This is a genomic window from Polaromonas sp. (assembly GCF_035638815.1).
In the GTDB taxonomy this organism is placed as follows: domain Bacteria; phylum Pseudomonadota; class Gammaproteobacteria; order Burkholderiales; family Burkholderiaceae_C; genus Polaromonas.
The window spans coordinates 180347-198174 of the sequence record NZ_DASQZG010000003.1; the positions used below are offsets into that span (position 1 = coordinate 180347).

The following is a 17828-nucleotide window of genomic DNA, read 5'->3' on the forward strand; positions in this document are numbered from 1 at the left end:
CCGGTCCATCAGGAGAAGAAGACCATGGAAGCAGTGTCCCCCACCATCATCAACCTCATCATCTTTGTGCTGGCCATTTACGTCGGCTACCACGTGGTGTGGACCGTCACGCCGGCCTTGCACACGCCGCTCATGGCGGTAACCAACGCCATCTCGGCCATCGTCATCGTGGGCGCGATGCTGGCGGCAGCTCTGACCGTCACCCCGCTCGGTAAAACCATGGGTGTGCTGGCGGTGGCGCTGGCAGCGGTCAACGTGTTCGGTGGCTTTTTGGTCACGCGCCGCATGCTGGAAATGTTCAGAAAGAAAGAAAAGAAGATCGTCGCACCTGCGGCTGATGCAGCTGGATCGGGAGTCGCCAAATGAGCATGAATCTTGTCACGCTGCTGTACCTGGTGGCTTCGGTTTGTTTCATTCAGGCTCTGAAGGGCCTGTCTCATCCCACCACGTCGATTCGCGGCAACCTGTTCGGTATGGTCGGCATGGCGATTGCCGTGGTGACCACGGGCGCGCTGATCGTCGAAATTTCAGGCGGCAAAGCCGAGGGAATGGTCTACGTGCTGGTGGCACTGGTGGTTGGCGGGGCCGCAGGCACCTTGATGGCCAAGCGGGTCGAGATGACCAAAATGCCGGAGCTGGTGGCGTTCATGCACAGCATGATCGGTCTGGCGGCGGTGTTTATTGCTGTAGCCGCCATGGCCGAACCGGCTGCTTTTGGCATCGTGGCGCAAGGTCTGGGTACCGCCGCCATTCCAGCGGGTAACCGGCTCGAGCTGTTCCTGGGCGCGGCGATTGGTGCCATCACCTTCAGCGGCTCGGTGATTGCCTTCGGCAAGCTCAGTGGCAAGTACAAGTTTCGCCTCTTCCAGGGTGCGCCGGTCACGTTTGCCGGCCAGCACATGCTTAACCTGGTCCTGGGCATCGCCACGCTGGCATTGGGTCTGGTGTTCATGTTCACCGGAAACTGGACAGCCTTCTTTGCGATGCTCGCGCTGGCGTTTGTGCTGGGTGTGCTCATCATCATCCCTATCGGCGGCGCAGACATGCCGGTGGTGGTGTCCATGCTCAACAGCTACTCAGGCTGGGCCGCAGCGGGAATTGGCTTTTCGCTGAACAACGCGATGCTGATCGTTGCCGGCTCGCTGGTGGGCTCGTCCGGCGCCATTCTGTCTTACATCATGTGCAAGGCAATGAATCGCTCCTTCTTCAACGTGATTCTGGGCGGCTTTGGCGGCGAGGCCGGCACGGCAGCGGCAGGCGCCAAAGAGCAGCGGCCCGTCAAGTCAGGTTCGGCCGACGATGCTGCATTTATTCTGGGTAACGCCGAAACCGTCATCATCGTGCCGGGTTATGGTTTGGCGGTTGCGCGCGCGCAGCACTCCGTCAAGGAGCTGGCGCAGAAGCTGACCGAAAGAGGCGTGACCGTGAAGTACGCCATTCATCCTGTGGCAGGCCGTATGCCGGGCCACATGAATGTGCTGCTGGCCGAGGCCGAAGTGCCTTATGACCAGGTGTTTGAAATGGAAGACATCAATGCCGAGTTTGGGCAGGCCGATGTGGCCATCATTCTGGGCGCCAACGATGTGGTCAACCCGGCCGCGCACGTCAAGGGCAGCGCCATTTACGGCATGCCGATTCTTGAGGCCTATAAAGCCAAGACCGTGATCGTGAACAAACGCTCCATGGCCGCCGGTTACGCGGGCCTGGACAACGAGTTGTTCTACATGGACAAGACCATGATGGTTTTTGGCGACGCCAAGAAGGTGATTGAAGACATGGGCAAAGCGATCGAATAACTTCGATCGTCGGCGCGTTAAGTCATAAAAGACATGAATTAGAGGGCTCCCCCTTCTGATTTGTTGGTTTCCTAGGGAAAACGCAATAACCCCGCAGAGGGTTGCGCCATGAAAATCCGTGGCTGTTATTAATCGTAATCTGGAGAAGACAAGCATGACTGCATCAACCGTCGACCGCCCCTGGCTGAACGCGTATCCACCGGGTGTACCTTCTGACGTTGACACGTCGCAATACCCTTCCCTGGTCGCATTGATGGAAGAAAGCTTCCGCAAAAATGGCGCCAAGGTGGCTTACAGCTTCATGGGCAAGGAAGTCACTTTTGCACAGACCGACAGCCTGTCACAGGCCTTTGCCTGCTACCTGCAGGGCCTGGGCCTGAGCAAGGGCGATCGCATCGCGATCATGATGCCCAATGTGCCGCAGTACCCGATCACGGTTGCAGCCATCCTGCGTGCTGGCTATGTGGTGGTCAATGTCAATCCTCTGTACACGCCGCGCGAGCTTGAGCATCAGCTGAAAGACTCCGGATCCAAGGCGATTGTCATCATCGAAAACTTTGCCAACACGCTCGAGCAGTGCATTGCCAATACGCCGGTCAAGCACGTGGTGCTCGCTGCCATGGGTGACCAGCTGGGCATGCTCAAGGGTGCGCTGGTTAATTACGTGGTGCGCAATGTCAAGAAAATGGTGCCCGCCTTTAACCTACCCACTGCGGTGCGTTTCAATGACGCTGTGGCCCAAGGCACGCGCGGCACGCTGAGCCGCCCCGATATCAAACCCGACGATGTGGCCGTGTTGCAGTACACCGGTGGCACCACCGGCGTCTCCAAAGGCGCAGTGCTGTTGCATCGCAACGTGATCGCCAACGTGCTGCAGTCCGAGGCCTGGAATGGCCCGGCCATGGCGAGCATGACACCGGGTGTGCAGCCCGTTTACGTCTGCGCGCTGCCGCTGTATCACATCTTCGCCTTCACCGTGAACATGATGCTGGGCATGCGAACCGGCGGCAAAAACATCCTGATTCCGAACCCGCGCGACCTTCCTGCGGTGCTCAAGGAACTTGCCAAACACAAGATCAACAGTTTCCCGGCGGTCAACACACTGTTTAACGGCCTGGCCAATCACCCGGACTTCAACACCGTGGACTGGTCGCATCTCAAAGTGTCCCTGGGCGGCGGCATGGCAGTGACCAGCGCGGTTGCCAAGCTCTGGCTTGAGAAGACTGGTTGCCCGATCTGCGAGGGTTATGGCCTGTCCGAAACCTCGCCATCAGCCAGCTGCAACCCGACCAACAGCAAATCCTTCACCGGCACCATCGGCGTGCCGATTCCCGGCACCTGGTTCAAGCTGCTGGATGACGACGGCAACGAAGTGCCGCCGGGCCAACCGGGGGAGATCGCGATCAAGGGCCCGCAAGTCATGGCCGGTTACTGGCAACGCCCTGATGAAACCGCCAAGGTCATGACGCCAGACGGCTATTTCAAGTCCGGCGACATTGGAATCCTGGATGCACAGGGGTTCTTCAAGATTGTCGACCGCAAGAAAGACATGATTCTGGTCAGCGGTTTCAACGTCTACCCCAATGAAGTGGAAGACGTGGTGGGCGGCATGGACGGTGTGATGGAGTGCGCCTGCGTTGGAGTCGCTGACGAAAAGTCCGGCGAAGCCGTCAAACTGGTTATCGTGAAGAAGAACCCGGACCTGACCGAAGCGCAAGTGCGCGAGTTCTGCAAGACCAACCTCACGGGCTACAAACAACCCAAAGTGGTTGAGTTCCGTACCGAGTTGCCAAAAACGCCAGTGGGCAAAATTTTGCGCCGCGAGCTCCGCGACAAAAAATAAGCCTGTTGCAGGCTTCGCCAAAGGCGGCTTCGGCCGCCTTTTTCTTTGGCCAGGTTTTCTGTGAGGCCGTTCAGGCAAACTCCCGAACATGAACCAAACCGCCATTCTGAGTGCCCTGGCTGAAGAGCAGCAGGGGTTGATCGAGCTCCTGCATGAGCCGCAAAAAATTACCCATGCAGGCCGCGACTTCTGGCGCGGGCATCTGCATGGTCAGCCTGTTGTGCTGGCGCTGTCACGCATCGGCAAGGTGGCGGCCGCGACGACCGCCACCGCGTTAATCGAGCGCTTTGAGGTGAGCCGCATTGTGTTTACCGGCGTGGCCGGCGGCATGGGTGCGGGCGTGCAGGTCGGGGATGTGGTGGTGGCCAATGAGTTTGTGCAGCACGATCTTGATGCCTCGCCGATCTTCCCGCGCTATGAAGTTCCGCTGTATGGGCAGAGCCGTTTCGCTTGCGATGCGGCGTTGACCGCGTTGTTGCTGGACGCCAGTCGAGCCGGCCTGAAAAGCTTGACACTTCCCACTGCGCGTTTGCTGCACCACGGCCTGATCGCCAGCGGTGACCGATTTGTCTCCGGCGCGCAGGAGTCTGAGGCGCTGCTGTCGGCGCTGCACGCCGCCGACCACAGAGTGTTGGCGGTGGAAATGGAAGGCGCAGCAGTAGCGCAAGTGTGTTTTGACTACGGGATTCCTTTCGCCGCAGTGAGAACCATCTCAGACCGCGCCGACGACCAGGCCCATGTGGATTTTCCCCAGTTCGTCAAGGAAGTGGCAAGCCGCTACGCCCAGGCGATTACGCAGCATCTTCTGAAATTGCTATGACAACAATAGCAAACTTTGTCCGTGGCTAAAGGGCAAAATGCCAATTTGATTAATAAGTGAAGTGCAGACCCTTCGACGAGCTCAGGGCGAACGAACAGAAGGGGAAAGACCGCGCGGGCTCTCTTAATCAAGCACGGGCCGCGGATCTGGCTTTGCCAGTCCGCAGGCGCAGCGGCCCCCTCGGGGGGCAGGGAGTTACGCGAAGCGAACGACCGTGGGGGCTTACTTGAGCCAGCCGCGACGCCGGAAGTACCACATCGGCACCAGCGCGCTGACAGCCATCAACACCAGCGCAAATGGATAGCCGGCAGCCCATTTCAGCTCAGGCATGAATTCAAAGTTCATGCCGTAGCTGCTTGCCACGAGTGTTGGCGGCAATAGCGCAACGCTGGCCACCGAGAACAGCTTGATGATCTTGTTCTGATTGATGTTGATGAAACCGACCGTGGCGTCCATCAAGAAGTTGATCTTGTCAAACAGGAAAGCGGTGTGCGAGTCGAGCGAGTCGATGTCGCGCAGAATCTGGCGCGCTTCCTCAAACTGCTCGGCGTTGAGCATCTTGCTGCGCATCATGAAGCTCACCGCGCGGCGTGTGTCCATCATGTTGCGGCGAATGCGCCCACTCAAGTCTTCGTGTCGGGCGATGGCGCCCAGCACTTCGCCGGCCAGTGCATCGGTCACGTCGCCCGACAGCACCTGTGCGCTGACTTTTTCCAGCGCAATGTAAATGCCTTCCAGGGTGTCCGCCGAATATTCGGCGTCGGCGTCAAACAGCTTGAGCAGCACTTCCTTGGCGTCTTCGATCAACCCCGGCGCGCGGCGCGCGCGCATCCGCAGCAGGCGAAACACCGGCACGTCTTCGTCGTGAATCGAAAACAGCACACCCTTGCTTTTGAGGTCGTCGTTGACTAGATTCAGGATGAAAGCGACACGCACCGTGCGCGGTTCTTCATCGTCGGCCACCAAGAAGTCAGAGCGGATGTGAAGCTCGCCGTTGTCCTCTTCGTAAAAGCGGGCGGACTCTTCAATGTCCTCGTCCATCGCGTCTTCCGGGATGGACAGGCCGTAATACTGCTTGACCCAGCGTTTTTCTTCAAGTGTGGGTGATTCAAGGTCCACCCAGATCGGCTGGAACTTGGAGAGTTCTTCGAGGGATTCGATCTCTTCCTGAAAGAGTCGCCCGTTGGCGAGCGTAAAAATATTGAGCATGACTGGCTCCCAAGGGTTTTGGGGGCGCTGGCACTGGCCTAGGCGGCCGATGCCTGCGGGGTTGTGGATGGTGCATCGCTTTCAACCCCTGCGGACACGATGTGTCAGTCTGCGGCGTTGAAAGCTAGCAACTGGGGCTGCTTTCCAAGGATTTCTCCGTAATGAAGGTGCCGTGATTATGGCACTTCAAGCCGATTTGACGGCTTGTTTTCTACATAAAGAACTCAATCAATTCATCCTTGTGCGCCTCTGCGTCGCGCTCGCCCAGAGCCATCAGCGCTTTGATAAAACCGGGCTCAAACAGCAGGTAGCTGGCCAGCGCCGCCCCGCCCGGGCTGCCGTGCGCGCCCAGTGCACCCAGCCCGGCCAGCGCGTTGTAGGTGGCGACGGGCAGCTCGCTGGCATGCGCCTGTGCCAGTGCGTCCAGCGACTGGGATGGCGCGATCGCCAGCACTTCGACGGGGCGGTAGGGCATCACTGCGGCGATCTCGCGCGGCATCTGGCGCAGGGTTTTGCTCACCCGCTGCGCTTGCTCAACGTCGGCGCGAAGGGTGTCATGAAAAACACTGGCCAGCGCATGACCGGCAATCGCACCCAGCGTCGGGCGCGCGGCGATGGCTGGCGCGGCCGAGTCGGCCAGACCGGCGCGCTGCGGCTGCCCGACACCAATCACCAGCACCTTGCCGGCGCCCAGCCGCAATGCCGGTGACAGGGGCGAGCTTTGGCGCATCGAGCCGTCGCCAAAAAACTCGCGGTGGTCATCCACCCACAAAGGTGTTGAAGGAAACAGAAAAGGAATCGCGCTGGAAGCCATCAGATGTTCGATGGTGATGGGTTGAAACTCTGCCCGTCGGCCGGGCCGGTTCCACGAGTCATCATCCGTGCAGCGCGCGGTCTGGCAGAAAGTCCAGTGCACACCGCTGGTATAGCTTGATGCAGTGATTGCAAGTGCCAGCAGGGTCTTGTCCTGCAAAGCCTGATCGATGTTGGCCAGAGAGATGACGCGGTGCAGCGTATCCACCAACGGGGTGTTGTTCAAAAAGGCCTGCTGCTTGCGCACATGTTGCGACAGAAAAAGCGCAGCAGCGATGCGGCTGGACCGTATCCACCCTGGGACCTTCAGTTCGTAGACCTGTGCTGACCGCAGGGTCGCCCAGAAGCTGGCCAGCTGCTCAAACGCTGCCAGGCCCTCCGTGGCCCGGCTGGCCAGATACGAAGCGTTAAGCGCGCCGGCAGAGGTGCCAACCAGTATCTTGAAAGGGAATTGCTGCTTCGCGGCGCCCCCTGGCGGTCCAGCATGCGGGCCAGCGCCTGCAACACGCCGGCCTGATAGGCGGTGCGTGCCCCCCCGCCCATGAGTACAAGCGCATTGCGCTCTTCGTCAGGGCGGGTCAGGCCGTACGAAATGATTGTTTCCAGCGACATGAGTAAGGGTCTAAGTTACCACGTGTGCCCCCTCAAGGCGATGGAGAACTCCCCTGAAGCTGGACTCGCTTTGGCCCGTTAAAGGCGCAGACCCGTAGACGCTACGCCGCCCGGTGCGGGCCTGCCCCCATCGCTCTCCTCTGCTTGGAGGATGACGCCACCTGGGGGCAGGAACGGCATGTTTTTCAGGGGCACACCTAGGCGTTGTCACACGCAGCGGGGCCGACGAGACAACACTTGCAAATGCCACTGACAACATCGCGTCAGGAGTTCCAAGGGTCTGACTTGCTTCCGCCCCCTGCTACGTCGCAATCGCCAAAATTTAGCGCCTCTCGATAAGCCCCAACCTTGCCATTTACTGCCGAAGAACGTCGCGTGCTGCTTGCCGTCAAGGGTGTTGGACCTACCGTGGTCACTCGGCTTGAACAACTCGGCTTCGATACGCTGAGCACGCTGGCCGAGGCTGATGCATATCAGATCGTCAGCGGAGCCGCTCCGCTGTTGGGGTCTTCATGCTGGAAGAACAGCGCTCAAGCCAAAGCGGCGATTCAGGCGGCCATTCAAGCAGCTTCACACCACAAGGCCCGCCTGCATCAACAGAACAAGCTGCCCCAACCTGGAGCTATCCTCCTGGAATGCGGTGTGTTGCCCAATCTCGGTCCGAAGTCTCTGGGTTTTATGGCAGCGGCAGGCATAGTTTCGGTGGAGCAACTGCGAGAGCTGGTCTCGATCGCTACCTATGCACGCGTCAAGCAGCTCAACGCCTCGGCCACCCTCAACCTGCTGTGGGTGCTTGAAGGCGCGCTGACGAATACGCCCTGGCAAGAAGTTTCACGTCAACATCGCACAAGCCTGCTGCTTGCGCTGGATGCTTACAAAAATGGCAGCTTCCCCTTGTGATACGGGCGCCAGCAGCTATTGATTTAATAGCAAATTAAATCGAAGGTGGGCCGCGTCATCCGGCGCTATGACACTTCTTGTATTTCTTGCCACTCCCGCAGGGGCATAAATCATTGCGGCCGGGCTCTGCCGTATTGCGCACGGTCTCGACTTTGGGGCCCATGGTTTTCCACAGCTCCCGCAGGTCGTACACGGCCCAGATGGCGTCACCAAAAGCGTTGAGGCGGGCAAGGCTGGTGCTGGGCTTGCCCTCATCATTCAGTGGCGAGACCTGAGGTGCGGCGGTGTCGTCTTCTGTCATGGCTACGATGGCTTGCAGGGCATCGTCCAGCCACATGGCGGCGTCCTTGTCGCGCGGTGCGGCCCAGTCTTCGGGCCAGCTTTCCACCGCAAACATGAAGCCCAGGGCCCAGACCTGGGCAAAGGCTGGCAACTCTTCGCTTTTGAAAGTGGCTTGCTCTTCAGGCGGCATGTCAGCCACCGCGCCGCGCACATCCATCACCTCGGGGTGGTAGCAGGCATCGTCTTCCAGCGACTCCACCTTGGTGTCCAGCGCAGTCTCTACTTCTTTCCAGCGCTGGGTCCACAGAGCCATGAAGCGGGCCTGTTGCGCGGGGTTGGCAAACGAGCCACCTTCTTCGTCGGCCGCTTCTCCCTCGGCTGGGGTCGCAAGAAGCACGCTCAGGTACTCATTTGCGGCAATGGGACGGCGTGAGCAAATGACTGCCGCCATAAAGCCTTCGCAAAACTCCCACTGCGGCGTTTCGTCGTGCCGGGTCCGCAGATCATCGAGGATGGTGTCGAGCTCGTCAAAATCTTCTACCTCCATCCATCCGCCATCTGGCGCAGTGGGGTCAGGCTGTGGAGAGGGCGTGTTTGATTGGGATGTCATGAGAAAAGCCGTTTGAGTGTTGCGGGACACTCTTATGATCGAAAGTGTATCTGCCAGCCACAAGGAAGCACCCATGTTTCAAAAACTAGACGCCCTGTTTCCGCTTCGTTTCGCCTTCTTCGGGCTGTGTGCACTGGGCGCATTGCTGGCCCTGTTCAGTTTGATTGCGTTTGGTGTGGGCTGGATCGCCTTGCTGGTATGTCTGGCGCTGGTTGGTCTGGGCATTAACGACCTGCGGCAGACCAAAAGCTCCATCCTGCGCAACTATCCGGTGATTGGTCACCTGCGCTTTATGCTGGAGTTCATCCGGCCAGAAATGCGCCAGTACTTTATTGAGAGTGACGCCGAGGCCGCGCCTTTTTCACGCTCGCAACGCTCGCTGGTGTATCAGCGCGCCAAGGGCGAACTGGACAACCGGCCATTCGGCACCCAACTGGACGTGACCGAACTCGGCTACGAATGGATCAACCATTCAGTCCAGCCCACGCACATTGCGTCGCACGACTTCCGCATCATCATTGGCCCTAACACCGCCCAACCCTACAGCGCCAGCATCTTCAACATCTCGGCCATGAGTTTTGGCTCGCTGTCAGCCAATGCCATTCTGGCGCTGAACAAGGGCGCCCAAAAAGGCGGGTTTGCGCACGACACCGGCGAAGGCTCCATCTCGCAGCACCACCGGGTGCATGGTGGTGACTTGATCTGGGAAATTGGCTCGGGCTACTTTGGTTGTCGCAATGAAGACGGCAGCTTCAGCGCCGAACGTTTTGCCGCCACGGCCTGCGACCCGCAGGTGAAGATGATTGAGCTCAAGCTCAGCCAGGGTGCCAAGCCAGGGCACGGCGGGATATTGCCGGCGTCCAAAGTCACGGCCGAGATTTCTGCAGCGCGTGGCGTGCCGGTGGGCGTGGACTGTATTTCACCCTCATCGCACAGTGCTTTCTCGACGCCGATTGAGATGCTGCAATTTATCGCGCGCCTGCGCGAGCTGTCGGGCGGCAAGCCGACCGGCTTCAAGTTCTGCATTGGCCACCCATGGGAGTGGTTTGCCATGGTCAAGGCCATGCTGGCAACCGGCATCACGCCAGACTTCATCGTCGTCGACGGCGCGGAGGGCGGCACGGGCGCGGCGCCGCTTGAATTTACCGACCACGTGGGCGCACCCGTGCAGGAGGGCCTGCTGCTGGTGCACAACACGCTGCTGGGCGCGGGCCTGCGCGATCGCATCAGCGTAGGTTGTGCGGGCAAGGTCATCAGCGCCTTTGACATCACGCGCATGATGGCGCTGGGCGCAGACTGGTGCAACTCTGGCCGGGCCTTCATGTTTGCGCTGGGCTGCATACAGGCGCAAACCTGCCATACCGGCAACTGCCCTACCGGCGTGACCACGCAGGACCCTGTGCGCCAGCAAGCCCTGGTGGTACCAGACAAAGCCGAGCGCGTGTGGCGTTTTCACCAGAGCACCTTGAAGGCGCTGAAAGAGTTGCTGGAAGCGGCTGGCTTGAAGCACACCAACGATGTCACGGCGCATCACATCGTGCGGCGCATCGACGACACCGAGGTGCGCCTGCTGTCCAACCTGATCATGCACGTCAAGGAAGGATCACTGCTTACCGATCTGGAAAATCAGCATCGCGTCTTCAAACAGTATTGGCCGCTGGCCAGCGCCCACAGCTTTGCAGTCATGAAACCGGACGACAAGGTTTCGAGCACGGGCGAGACGGTACCCGCCGCGTGATCAGGTATTCGCTACGCTATTGATAGCAGGTTGCGCCCGTACATCAAGGGCGAGAAGGCGTTTTTTCATACAGAGCACGGCTTGATCCTTGCTGAGCAGCCATGCCTTGTGCGCAACTGCCAGGTCGATGAACATTTGGTCATCTGCGTCGCTGCAGGTCACGGGGGCCTTGGCGGGCGCGTCCCTCAGGCGTGCGTGCTGGTCAAACCCCGCCAACACGTCATCAGCCGCGAGCTTGTAAAAATTGAGCCGCGCAACAATTTGCGGATAGGCCAGCACCCGCGCAAGCTCCTCACGCATAGCTTGTGTCGCCACCCAATCAAGCTCGCGGGCTTTCAGCGCCTGCCTCAGCGGATTCGCGGCGGCATCACTAAAAACAAAAACATCCAGCACGATGTTGGTGTCCAGCACGACACAGTCGCCGCGTTTGGCTTGGGTCTGCACGGCGTTGCTGTCAGGTAGCAGCAGGTTTTTTTTCACGGGCTGAGCCCGCCACCATGTCAAAGCGGAACAAGCGGCACTCAATCGGGCCGTTCCACATCGGCACGCGACGCGATTCCTTGAGGCGCATTTTCTGGGGCAGCTTCATGTCGGGCGTCAGCACGTGTGCGGTCCAGCCGGCGTAATTTTTCTTCCAGTGGCTGGCCAGCTGCGGAAAGAAGTCTGAAGCCTCTTCGCCCGTCTCGGTCTGCGCCTGCTCGCGGCCAGGGTTGGCACCACGGTTCCTCCGTGGCGCGGCGCCGGATTCATCGCGATCATCGCCGCCGCCCTGCGGCAGGGGTTGGCCAAACTCGTCAATGTTTGCACCCTGAAATTGCGCGTGCCGCTGGTCGCGGTTTTGCGCTGCCGATGCAGCCGGCATGCCGGCGACACCTGCCACCTCAATGCGTTCGCCATACGGCGGGTTGACCAGCATCACGCCTGAAGGAGCGGGCGGCATCCGCTGCAGTGCGTCGCCGCCGCGCAGCTGCACCACGTCGGCCACGCCCGCACGCTCGGCGTTGCGCTCTGCAAAATCAACCATGCGAAAAGACACGTCGCTCCCAAAAACCGGCGCGGTTGGCGCGGTGATCGCGGCCTCGGCCTGATCGAGCAGGCCTTCCCAGACATGCGGCTGAAAAGGCACAAATTTCTCAAAGGCGAAACGCCGACCCATGCCAGCCGCGATGTTGCGCGAGACCTGGGCCGCTTCGATCACGATGGTGCCGGAGCCGCAGCACGGGTCGTACAGCGGCACACCCTGCTTGCAGAGCTGGTCCCAGCCGCTGGCGGCAATCATGGCAGCGGCCAATGTCTCCTTGAGTGGCGCATCGCCTTTGTCTGCGCGCCAGCCACGCTTGAACAGCGGTTCGCCCGACGTGTCGATGTACAGGGTGACCGTGTCCGTCGTCAGGTGCACATAAATACGCACATCGGGCCAACGCGTATCAACATCGGGACGCACGTCGTACTTGTCCCTGAACCGATCAGCTATTGCGTCCTTGATCTTGAGCGCAGCAAAGTTCAGGCTGGTGAGCGGGCTGTGCTGCGCGGTGATCTCGACCTTGAACGTCTGTTTGGGCGTGAACCAGATCTCCCAGGCCACAGCAGCCGCCGCGTTGTACAAATCCTGCTCGCTGCGGTAGCTGTTGTGCTGCAGCTCGATCAGCACGCGCTGGCTGAGGCGGCTGTGCAGGTTCAGTTGCATCGCATCGCGCCAGGATCCGGACACCTGCACACCGGCGCGCCAGGCTTTGCCGGTAGCACCGGTGATGCGTTTGACTTCAGCGGCCAGCAGCTCTTCAACGCCGGCGGCGCAGGGTAAAAATAGTTGAAGTTGGTTCATGGTGCTTTTTCAGTTCGCGTGCAGCATGCGTTTCGACAGGGTCAACGCGAACGGATTGGTAGTGTGGGTGCTAAAGCGACTTCCGTAAATTGGCTGGCGCAATGCGCAGCGCTTCGCGGTATTTGGCAACGGTGCGACGCGCGCATTCGATTCCCTGTTCTTTCAGCATTTCGGAAATCTGGTTGTCGCTGAGCGGCTTTTTCAGGCTTTCGGACGCCACAAACTGCTTGATCAGTGCGCGGACTGCCGTGCTCGACGCATTACCGCCGGTTTCGGTGCCCAGGGCCGATCCGAAGAAATACTTCAGCTCAAAGGTGCCAAACGGCGTGCTCATGTACTTGGCAGTGGTCACGCGGGAGATGGTTGACTCATGGAGCCCCAGTTCGTCGGCAATCTCGCGCAGCACCAGCGGCCGCATGGCCAACTCGCCGTGTGTGAAAAAGTTTTTTTGCCGCTCGACAATCGCGCTGCTGACGCGCAAGATCGTGTCAAACCGCTGTTGAATGTTCTTGATAAACCAGCGCGCCTCCTGCAGCCGTTGCTGCAGGGCCTGGCCGCCCTGGCCTTTGTTGCCCTTGATCGCGTTGGCGTAAATGTCATGCACCCGCAGGCGCGGCATGACGTCGCTGTTGAGCGAGACCTTCAAGCCACGGCCGGATTTGACTACCAGCACATCGGGCACGATGAGGTTGCGCTCGACATTGACAAATCGCCGTCCCGGTTTGGGGTCCAGCCGTGCAATCAGGGCGATAGCGCCTTTGATGACTTGCTCGGGGAACCCGCACAACACAGCCAGGCGCTTGAAGTCCCTGCGGGCCAGTAAATCCATGGGTTGCTTGCATATGGCCATCGCGGCGCGGGTCTCGTCGTTGTCCTTGCAGTCCAGCAGCTGCAGGCCCAGGCACTCTGCCAGATTGCGCGCACCCACACCGGCTGGCTCCATGTGGTGGAGGAGTTTCAGGGCAACCGCAAACTCATGCTCCACCTGTTCCAGTTGCTCCAGATCGTCTCCGGCCAGCCCTGCGGCCAATTCGTTCAAACTGTCTTCAAGATAACCGTCGTCATTGAGCGACTCGATGAGGAAATGCAATGCAGCCTTGCCCTCGGGCGACAGGCGCAGCGACAACGCCTGCCGGTGCAGATGATCCTGCAAAGACTCGTGGCTACGCGCAAGTTCGGTGGCATCGACATCGCTGTCGTCGCTGTTGTTCTTGCGCGGCGTGGCATCACCACCCCATTCGTTGTCATCGGGCGCGATCTCTACGCTGCCGTCCCCCTCCCAGCTTTCTTCCAGCTTGGGTTCGGCACTGGGTTCAGCATCATTTTGGCTTGTAGCCGAGGATCCATCAGCGCTACCTGCTACTGAATCAGTAGCAGCTTCAAACTCACGCGTCTCCAGACTGACCGGTGTATCCACCTGCGCCAAGCCAAAATCCTCGCGCGGCGCGGTCTCGTCCGACACTTCCAAAAACGGATTTTCGTCAAGCATCTGCTCAACTTCCTGGCTCAACTCCAGGGTAGACAACTGCAGCAGACGAATCGACTGCTGCAGCTGCGGCGTGAGCGCCAGATGCTGCGAAACACGAAGGGACAGGCCCTGCTTCATGGCAGACCTAGGCGCGCGCGAAGGCGGGCTGAATGGTTTTAGGCCAGCGGGGGCCGCGCAACCGGCTCCGCCGGGGCGCAGGCGCCGCCCCCTGCAGGGGGGAGGGAGCTACACGCAGTGAGCGACAACGGGGGGGAGCCATCTACATCTTGAAGTGTTCGCCCAGATAGACCCGGCGCACATCAGCGTTGCTCACGATTTCGGAAGGTGTCCCTGTGGCCAGAACGTGGCCGTCATTGATGATGCAGGCATGGTCGCAAATGCCCAGCGTTTCCCGTACGTTGTGGTCCGTGATCAAAACGCCAATGCCGCGCGCCTTCAGGAAACCGATGATGCGCTGAATCTCCATCACCGCAATCGGATCGATGCCAGCAAACGGCTCGTCCAGCAAGATAAAACGCGGCTGCGTGGCCAGTGCGCGGGCAATCTCGACGCGCCGCCGCTCGCCGCCCGACAACGCTGGCGCGGGAGAATCACGCAAATGGTCGACCCGCAGGTCCTGCAGCAAGGTGTCGAGACGGCTTTTGATCTGCGCTTCGTCCAGAGGCTTGCCCTCATCGTCGGTCTGCAACTCCAGCACGGCACGTACGTTCTGCTCAACGTTGAGCTTGCGAAAAATGGAGGCTTCCTGCGGCAAATAGCTCAAGCCCAGGCGTGAACGGCGGTGAATCGGCATGTGCTCGATGGATTCGCCGTCGATAGTGATTTCGCCCGCATCCGCCCGCACCAGGCCAACCATCATGTAAAAGGAAGTCGTTTTGCCGGCTCCATTGGGGCCCAGCAGTCCGACCACTTCGCCTTTTTGCACGGTGATGGAGACGTCTTTGACAACCTGGCGACTGCCGTACGACTTTTGCAGCCCGGTAGCGACCAGGCGACTGACGGGGCTTGCTGATACTTCTGGGGTCACATCCATTGAGTGGTCGCTACTTTCGAAAAATCAGTTGCTCAGGGTGCTGCTGGGACGCAGAACAGGCGCACCAGGTACAGGGCCTGCGGGCGCTGGCGTCCCGGGGGCAGCTGGTTTGCTGCGGGGAGCCAGGATCGCGCGCACACGTCCCGACGGGTTGGCAGCAGTACGGGTTTTTTGCCCGGCATCTACCGTAAACACATCGGTGGTGTTGTCGTAAACAATGAGGTCGCCCGTGGTTTCGTCCGCCAGCGCTGCGCCGACATATCTGCGCAAAACGGCCTGCTTGATGAATTTGACCGTGTCGGCTCGGCTGTCGTATTCGATCCGCTCGCCTTCGCCTTCGATGTATTCGTCGACCAGATCACGCTTTTTTCGATAAAAAGCCAGCTTGTCGGGGGCAGCAACCACTATGGCGGTTTGATAACCTTCGGCGTCCTGCTTCACATCGACCCGGGCGCCCCGGATGATGATGGTGCCTTTGGTGATGACCACATTGCCAGTGAAAACGCTGGTTTGTTTGAGGTCGTCATACCGCAGCGCGTCGGACTCGGCGTTCATGGGCTTGTCGCGGTCGCCTTTTTCGGCGGCGGCCGGAAAAGTGGCCAGCAGGGCAGCCAGCATCAGTAAACAAGCGGAATTATTCATAAAGGCACGAATCTTGCTGCTTTGGTTGTGTTGCCTCATTGTAGCCACGCAAGGTGTCTGGAGTTAAAGGGCAACCGTAAAAAAACCCGCCTGTTTCGAGGCGGGTTTCTCTGGGCCGGTGGCGAATCTTGCGATTCGCCTTTGCCGGCTTTGCAGGATCAGCGCTTGCGGGATTGCGCGATCAAAAAATCGGTCACCGTCAACGCGCGCTCCATGGTCTGGGCCAATGCGCCGGACGTAAAGTATCGTCCTGCCACGCCGATCGACGGCACGCCGTCCACTTTATAGGCGTCTTGCAGCATGGTTGCGGCACGGACTTTGGTCGTCACAGCGGGCGAGTTGTACATCTCCACGAATGCAGCCTTACTCAAACCCTGTTTCTCTGCCCAGTCAGCAACCAGAGCTGGCGTGTTAAGCGGCTGCTTTTCGAGATGAATGGCGTCAAACACCTTCTGGTGCAGTGCCTTCACCTTGTTCATGCCCTCCAGCACAAAATAAAGACGTTGCTGCGGCTCAAAATCTGGTCTGAACGCAACTGGAGCACGGCGAATCACCACATCCTTGGGGATTCTCTTAATCCACTCTTCCAGCTGGGGTTCAAAACGGAAGCAGTGCCCGCAGCTGTACCAAAAAAACTCCACCACCTCAACCTTGCCAGCTGACGCTTCAACCGGCGCCGGCTTGTCCAGCGACACATAGTCGGTGCCCTCCTGTGGGGGTTTGCGCTGGGCATGAGCCATCGTACCGAGGGTGCCCAGTGAAGCGGCAGCCGCAATAGAAGTGGCCGAGATCGAAAATTCACGTCGTTGCATTAAGAGATTCTCCAGAGGATGCGTGGCGCAGGGTGTACATCAGTTGGTGCCCCCCGATCCGGAAAAGTTCAGCGCTGAACCCTGACCATCGCGGTTTCGATGCCACTGCCGTCGAGGCGCTCCTTGGCTTTGTCTGCGTCTTCCTTTTTGTCAAAAGGGCCGAGGCGCACCCGAAAAACGGTGCGGCCGGACTGTTCGCGTTCGCTCACCCTGGCTTCCAGACCCATCAGGGAAATCTTGGCGCGTTGCTGTTCTGCGTCTTCTGGTGTGCGGAAAGCGCCCACCTGAACAAAATAATTGAAGGGATCGGCTCCGGTGGACGGGGCGGCCGCAACAGGTGCCGCTGCCGGGGCGGGCGTGGCCATTTTGGCCTTGGCGAGATCGCCCAACGGATCAGCCGCAGGCTTGGCGGTTTTGGCGGCCGAGTCCACCGGTGCAGAGCTGGCGCCCGCCGGCTTGAGCACGGTGACCGGTGCTTTGGGTGTGACGTCGCCTGGTTGCGGCTCAACAGCTGCCGGCTTGGCAGGATTCTTTCCGGACAGGGGCGCGTTTGGATTCCAGTCCTTGTTTTTCTTCGCCTCCGCCGCGTCATGGTCGGGGCTGCGCGACTGTCCCTTGTTCATAAACGGTACTGGAACCTTGGTGATGTAAACCGCGACCGCCAAAGCTGCGCCCAGCCCGATCACGGCTCCGATCATCAAACCCAGCAGGGTTCCGCCTTGTTGTGAAGTCATACCGGGTTGAGTGTGCATATTCAAAGCGTCATTCGCCATGGTTTTCATCATTCTTTACATCTTGCGTGGAGCGTCAACGCCCAGCACAGCCAGGCCATTGTGCAATACCTGAGCCGTCGCGGCCACCAGGGCCAGTCGCGCCAGCTTGACCGCCTCGTCGTCCACCAGGATGCGCTCAGCATCGTAATAGCTGTGATAGCTGGCGGCCAGTTCGCGCAGGTAAAACGCGACGTCGTGTGGTGCAAACCCGTTTGCGGCGTTGGACAGCATGTCCGGGTATTTGGCAATCAGCAGCATCAGGGCCTGGGCCTGCGGGCTGCTCAGTGCGGCCAGATCCACGTTGCCCAGCCCAGCCACATCACCACCCCAAGTGGTCAGAACAGAGCAGATGCGCGCATGCGCATACTGAACGTAATACACCGGGTTTTCGTTGTTCTTGGCCAAAGCCAGGTCAATGTCAAACACGTACTCGGTGTCGGGCTTGCGGCTCAGCAGGAAAAAGCGCACGGCGTCCTTGCTGGTCCACTCGATCAGGTCGCGCAGGGTCACATAGCTGCCGGCTCGTTTGGAAATTTTCACTTCCTCGCCGTTGCGCACCACGCGCACCATGGTGTGCAACACATAGTCAGGATAACCTTGCGGAATACCGTTGCCCGCTGCCTGCAGGCCA

Annotated in this window: 17 protein-coding genes; 6 read left to right on the plus strand and 11 right to left on the minus strand. The window is 59.7% G+C overall.

Annotated elements, in window-relative coordinates; translation table 11 throughout:
* Window positions 1–24 precede the first annotated feature (24 nt).
* From VE934_RS01650 to VE934_RS01665, 4 genes are all read left to right on the plus strand, one after another.
* Window positions 25–366, plus strand: coding sequence for an NAD(P) transhydrogenase subunit alpha (locus VE934_RS01650; protein ID WP_324883659.1), 342 nt, complete (start codon window positions 25–27; stop codon window positions 364–366).
* Window positions 363–1796 (plus strand): NAD(P)(+) transhydrogenase (Re/Si-specific) subunit beta, encoded by a 1434-nt coding sequence (locus VE934_RS01655; protein ID WP_324883661.1) that lies wholly within the window; start codon window positions 363–365, stop codon window positions 1794–1796. Before VE934_RS01650 ends, VE934_RS01655 begins: the two co-directional genes overlap by 4 nt.
* A 154-nt stretch (window positions 1797–1950) precedes the next feature.
* Window positions 1951–3639: a long-chain-fatty-acid--CoA ligase gene (locus VE934_RS01660; RefSeq protein ID WP_324883663.1), complete on the plus strand. Its 1689-nt coding sequence runs from the start codon at window positions 1951–1953 to the stop codon at window positions 3637–3639.
* A gap of 88 nt (window positions 3640–3727) precedes the next feature.
* Window positions 3728–4459, plus strand: a complete 732-nt coding sequence (locus tag VE934_RS01665; protein ID WP_324883665.1) for a 5'-methylthioadenosine/adenosylhomocysteine nucleosidase — start codon at window positions 3728–3730, stop codon at window positions 4457–4459.
* A 222-nt stretch (window positions 4460–4681) separates the two neighbouring features.
* Here the strand turns inward: VE934_RS01665 and corA are convergent, their stop codons facing one another.
* Together corA and VE934_RS01675 are read right to left on the minus strand one after the other, a co-directional pair.
* Window positions 4682–5668 carry a magnesium/cobalt transporter CorA gene (gene corA / locus VE934_RS01670; RefSeq protein ID WP_324883667.1) on the minus strand — a complete coding sequence of 329 codons (987 nt, stop codon included), beginning with the start codon at window positions 5666–5668 and terminating at the stop codon, window positions 4682–4684.
* A 211-nt stretch (window positions 5669–5879) separates the two neighbouring features.
* A complete protein-coding gene (locus VE934_RS01675) occupies window positions 5880–6920 on the minus strand; it encodes a patatin-like phospholipase family protein (RefSeq protein WP_324883709.1) in 1041 nt (346 codons plus the stop codon).
* Window positions 6921–7441: 521 nt separating this feature from the next.
* Between VE934_RS01675 and VE934_RS01680 the strand changes: the two genes are divergently transcribed.
* The gene (locus VE934_RS01680; RefSeq protein ID WP_324883669.1) at window positions 7442–7993 is read left to right on the plus strand and encodes a TfoX/Sxy family protein; all 552 of its coding nucleotides are present in this window, start codon (window positions 7442–7444) and stop codon (window positions 7991–7993) included.
* Between the two features lie 55 nt (window positions 7994–8048).
* Here the strand turns inward: VE934_RS01680 and VE934_RS01685 are convergent, their stop codons facing one another.
* A complete protein-coding gene (locus VE934_RS01685; RefSeq protein ID WP_324883671.1) occupies window positions 8049–8885 on the minus strand; it encodes a UPF0149 family protein in 837 nt (278 codons plus the stop codon).
* Window positions 8886–8958: 73 nt separating this feature from the next.
* Between VE934_RS01685 and VE934_RS01690 the strand changes: the two genes are divergently transcribed.
* Complete coding sequence (locus VE934_RS01690) at window positions 8959–10623, plus strand: FMN-binding glutamate synthase family protein (protein ID WP_324883673.1); 1665 nt, start codon at window positions 8959–8961, stop codon at window positions 10621–10623.
* On the opposite strand, the gene VE934_RS01695 is transcribed toward VE934_RS01690, so the two are convergent.
* The 8 genes from VE934_RS01695 to VE934_RS01730 all read right to left on the minus strand — a co-directional run.
* Entirely contained in the window at window positions 10624–11067 is a 444-nt protein-coding gene (locus tag VE934_RS01695) for a putative toxin-antitoxin system toxin component, PIN family (protein ID WP_324883711.1), read from the minus strand.
* A 10-nt stretch (window positions 11068–11077) separates the two neighbouring features.
* Window positions 11078–12448, minus strand: a complete 1371-nt coding sequence (locus VE934_RS01700; protein ID WP_324883675.1) for a THUMP domain-containing class I SAM-dependent RNA methyltransferase — start codon at window positions 12446–12448, stop codon at window positions 11078–11080.
* A 70-nt stretch (window positions 12449–12518) separates the two neighbouring features.
* Window positions 12519–14054 (minus strand): RNA polymerase factor sigma-54, encoded by a 1536-nt coding sequence (locus VE934_RS01705; RefSeq protein ID WP_324883677.1) that lies wholly within the window; start codon window positions 14052–14054, stop codon window positions 12519–12521.
* 142 nt (window positions 14055–14196) lie between these two features.
* The gene (gene lptB, locus VE934_RS01710; RefSeq protein ID WP_324883679.1) at window positions 14197–14970 is read right to left on the minus strand and encodes an LPS export ABC transporter ATP-binding protein; all 774 of its coding nucleotides are present in this window, start codon (window positions 14968–14970) and stop codon (window positions 14197–14199) included.
* A gap of 24 nt (window positions 14971–14994) precedes the next feature.
* Window positions 14995–15612, minus strand: coding sequence for a lipopolysaccharide transport periplasmic protein LptA (gene lptA, locus VE934_RS01715; protein WP_324883681.1), 618 nt, complete (start codon window positions 15610–15612; stop codon window positions 14995–14997).
* A 158-nt stretch (window positions 15613–15770) separates the two neighbouring features.
* A complete protein-coding gene (locus tag VE934_RS01720; protein ID WP_324883683.1) occupies window positions 15771–16424 on the minus strand; it encodes a thiol:disulfide interchange protein DsbA/DsbL in 654 nt (217 codons plus the stop codon).
* Between the two features lie 68 nt (window positions 16425–16492).
* Window positions 16493–17158: an SPOR domain-containing protein gene (locus VE934_RS01725; RefSeq protein WP_324883684.1), complete on the minus strand. Its 666-nt coding sequence runs from the start codon at window positions 17156–17158 to the stop codon at window positions 16493–16495.
* A gap of 54 nt (window positions 17159–17212) precedes the next feature.
* Window positions 17213–17828 (minus strand): DALR anticodon-binding domain-containing protein (locus VE934_RS01730; RefSeq protein ID WP_324883686.1); only part of this gene is annotated, 616 nt, incomplete at its 5' end.

Coding starts and splice junctions, on each gene's coding strand:
- VE934_RS01650 (WP_324883659.1), top strand. CDS start 25: ATGGAAGCAGTGTCCCCCACCATCATCAACCTCATCATCTTTGTGCTG.
- VE934_RS01655 (WP_324883661.1), top strand. CDS start 363: ATGAGCATGAATCTTGTCACGCTGCTGTACCTGGTGGCTTCGGTTTGT.
- VE934_RS01660 (WP_324883663.1), top strand. CDS start 1,951: ATGACTGCATCAACCGTCGACCGCCCCTGGCTGAACGCGTATCCACCG.
- VE934_RS01665 (WP_324883665.1), top strand. CDS start 3,728: ATGAACCAAACCGCCATTCTGAGTGCCCTGGCTGAAGAGCAGCAGGGG.
- corA (WP_324883667.1), bottom strand. CDS start 5,668: ATGCTCAATATTTTTACGCTCGCCAACGGGCGACTCTTTCAGGAAGAG.
- VE934_RS01685 (WP_324883671.1), bottom strand. CDS start 8,885: ATGACATCCCAATCAAACACGCCCTCTCCACAGCCTGACCCCACTGCG.
- VE934_RS01690 (WP_324883673.1), top strand. CDS start 8,959: ATGTTTCAAAAACTAGACGCCCTGTTTCCGCTTCGTTTCGCCTTCTTC.
- VE934_RS01700 (WP_324883675.1), bottom strand. CDS start 12,448: ATGAACCAACTTCAACTATTTTTACCCTGCGCCGCCGGCGTTGAAGAG.
- VE934_RS01705 (WP_324883677.1), bottom strand. CDS start 14,054: ATGAAGCAGGGCCTGTCCCTTCGTGTTTCGCAGCATCTGGCGCTCACG.
- lptB (WP_324883679.1), bottom strand. CDS start 14,970: ATGGATGTGACCCCAGAAGTATCAGCAAGCCCCGTCAGTCGCCTGGTC.
- lptA (WP_324883681.1), bottom strand. CDS start 15,612: ATGAATAATTCCGCTTGTTTACTGATGCTGGCTGCCCTGCTGGCCACT.
- VE934_RS01720 (WP_324883683.1), bottom strand. CDS start 16,424: ATGCAACGACGTGAATTTTCGATCTCGGCCACTTCTATTGCGGCTGCC.
- VE934_RS01725 (WP_324883684.1), bottom strand. CDS start 17,158: ATGACTTCACAACAAGGCGGAACCCTGCTGGGTTTGATGATCGGAGCC.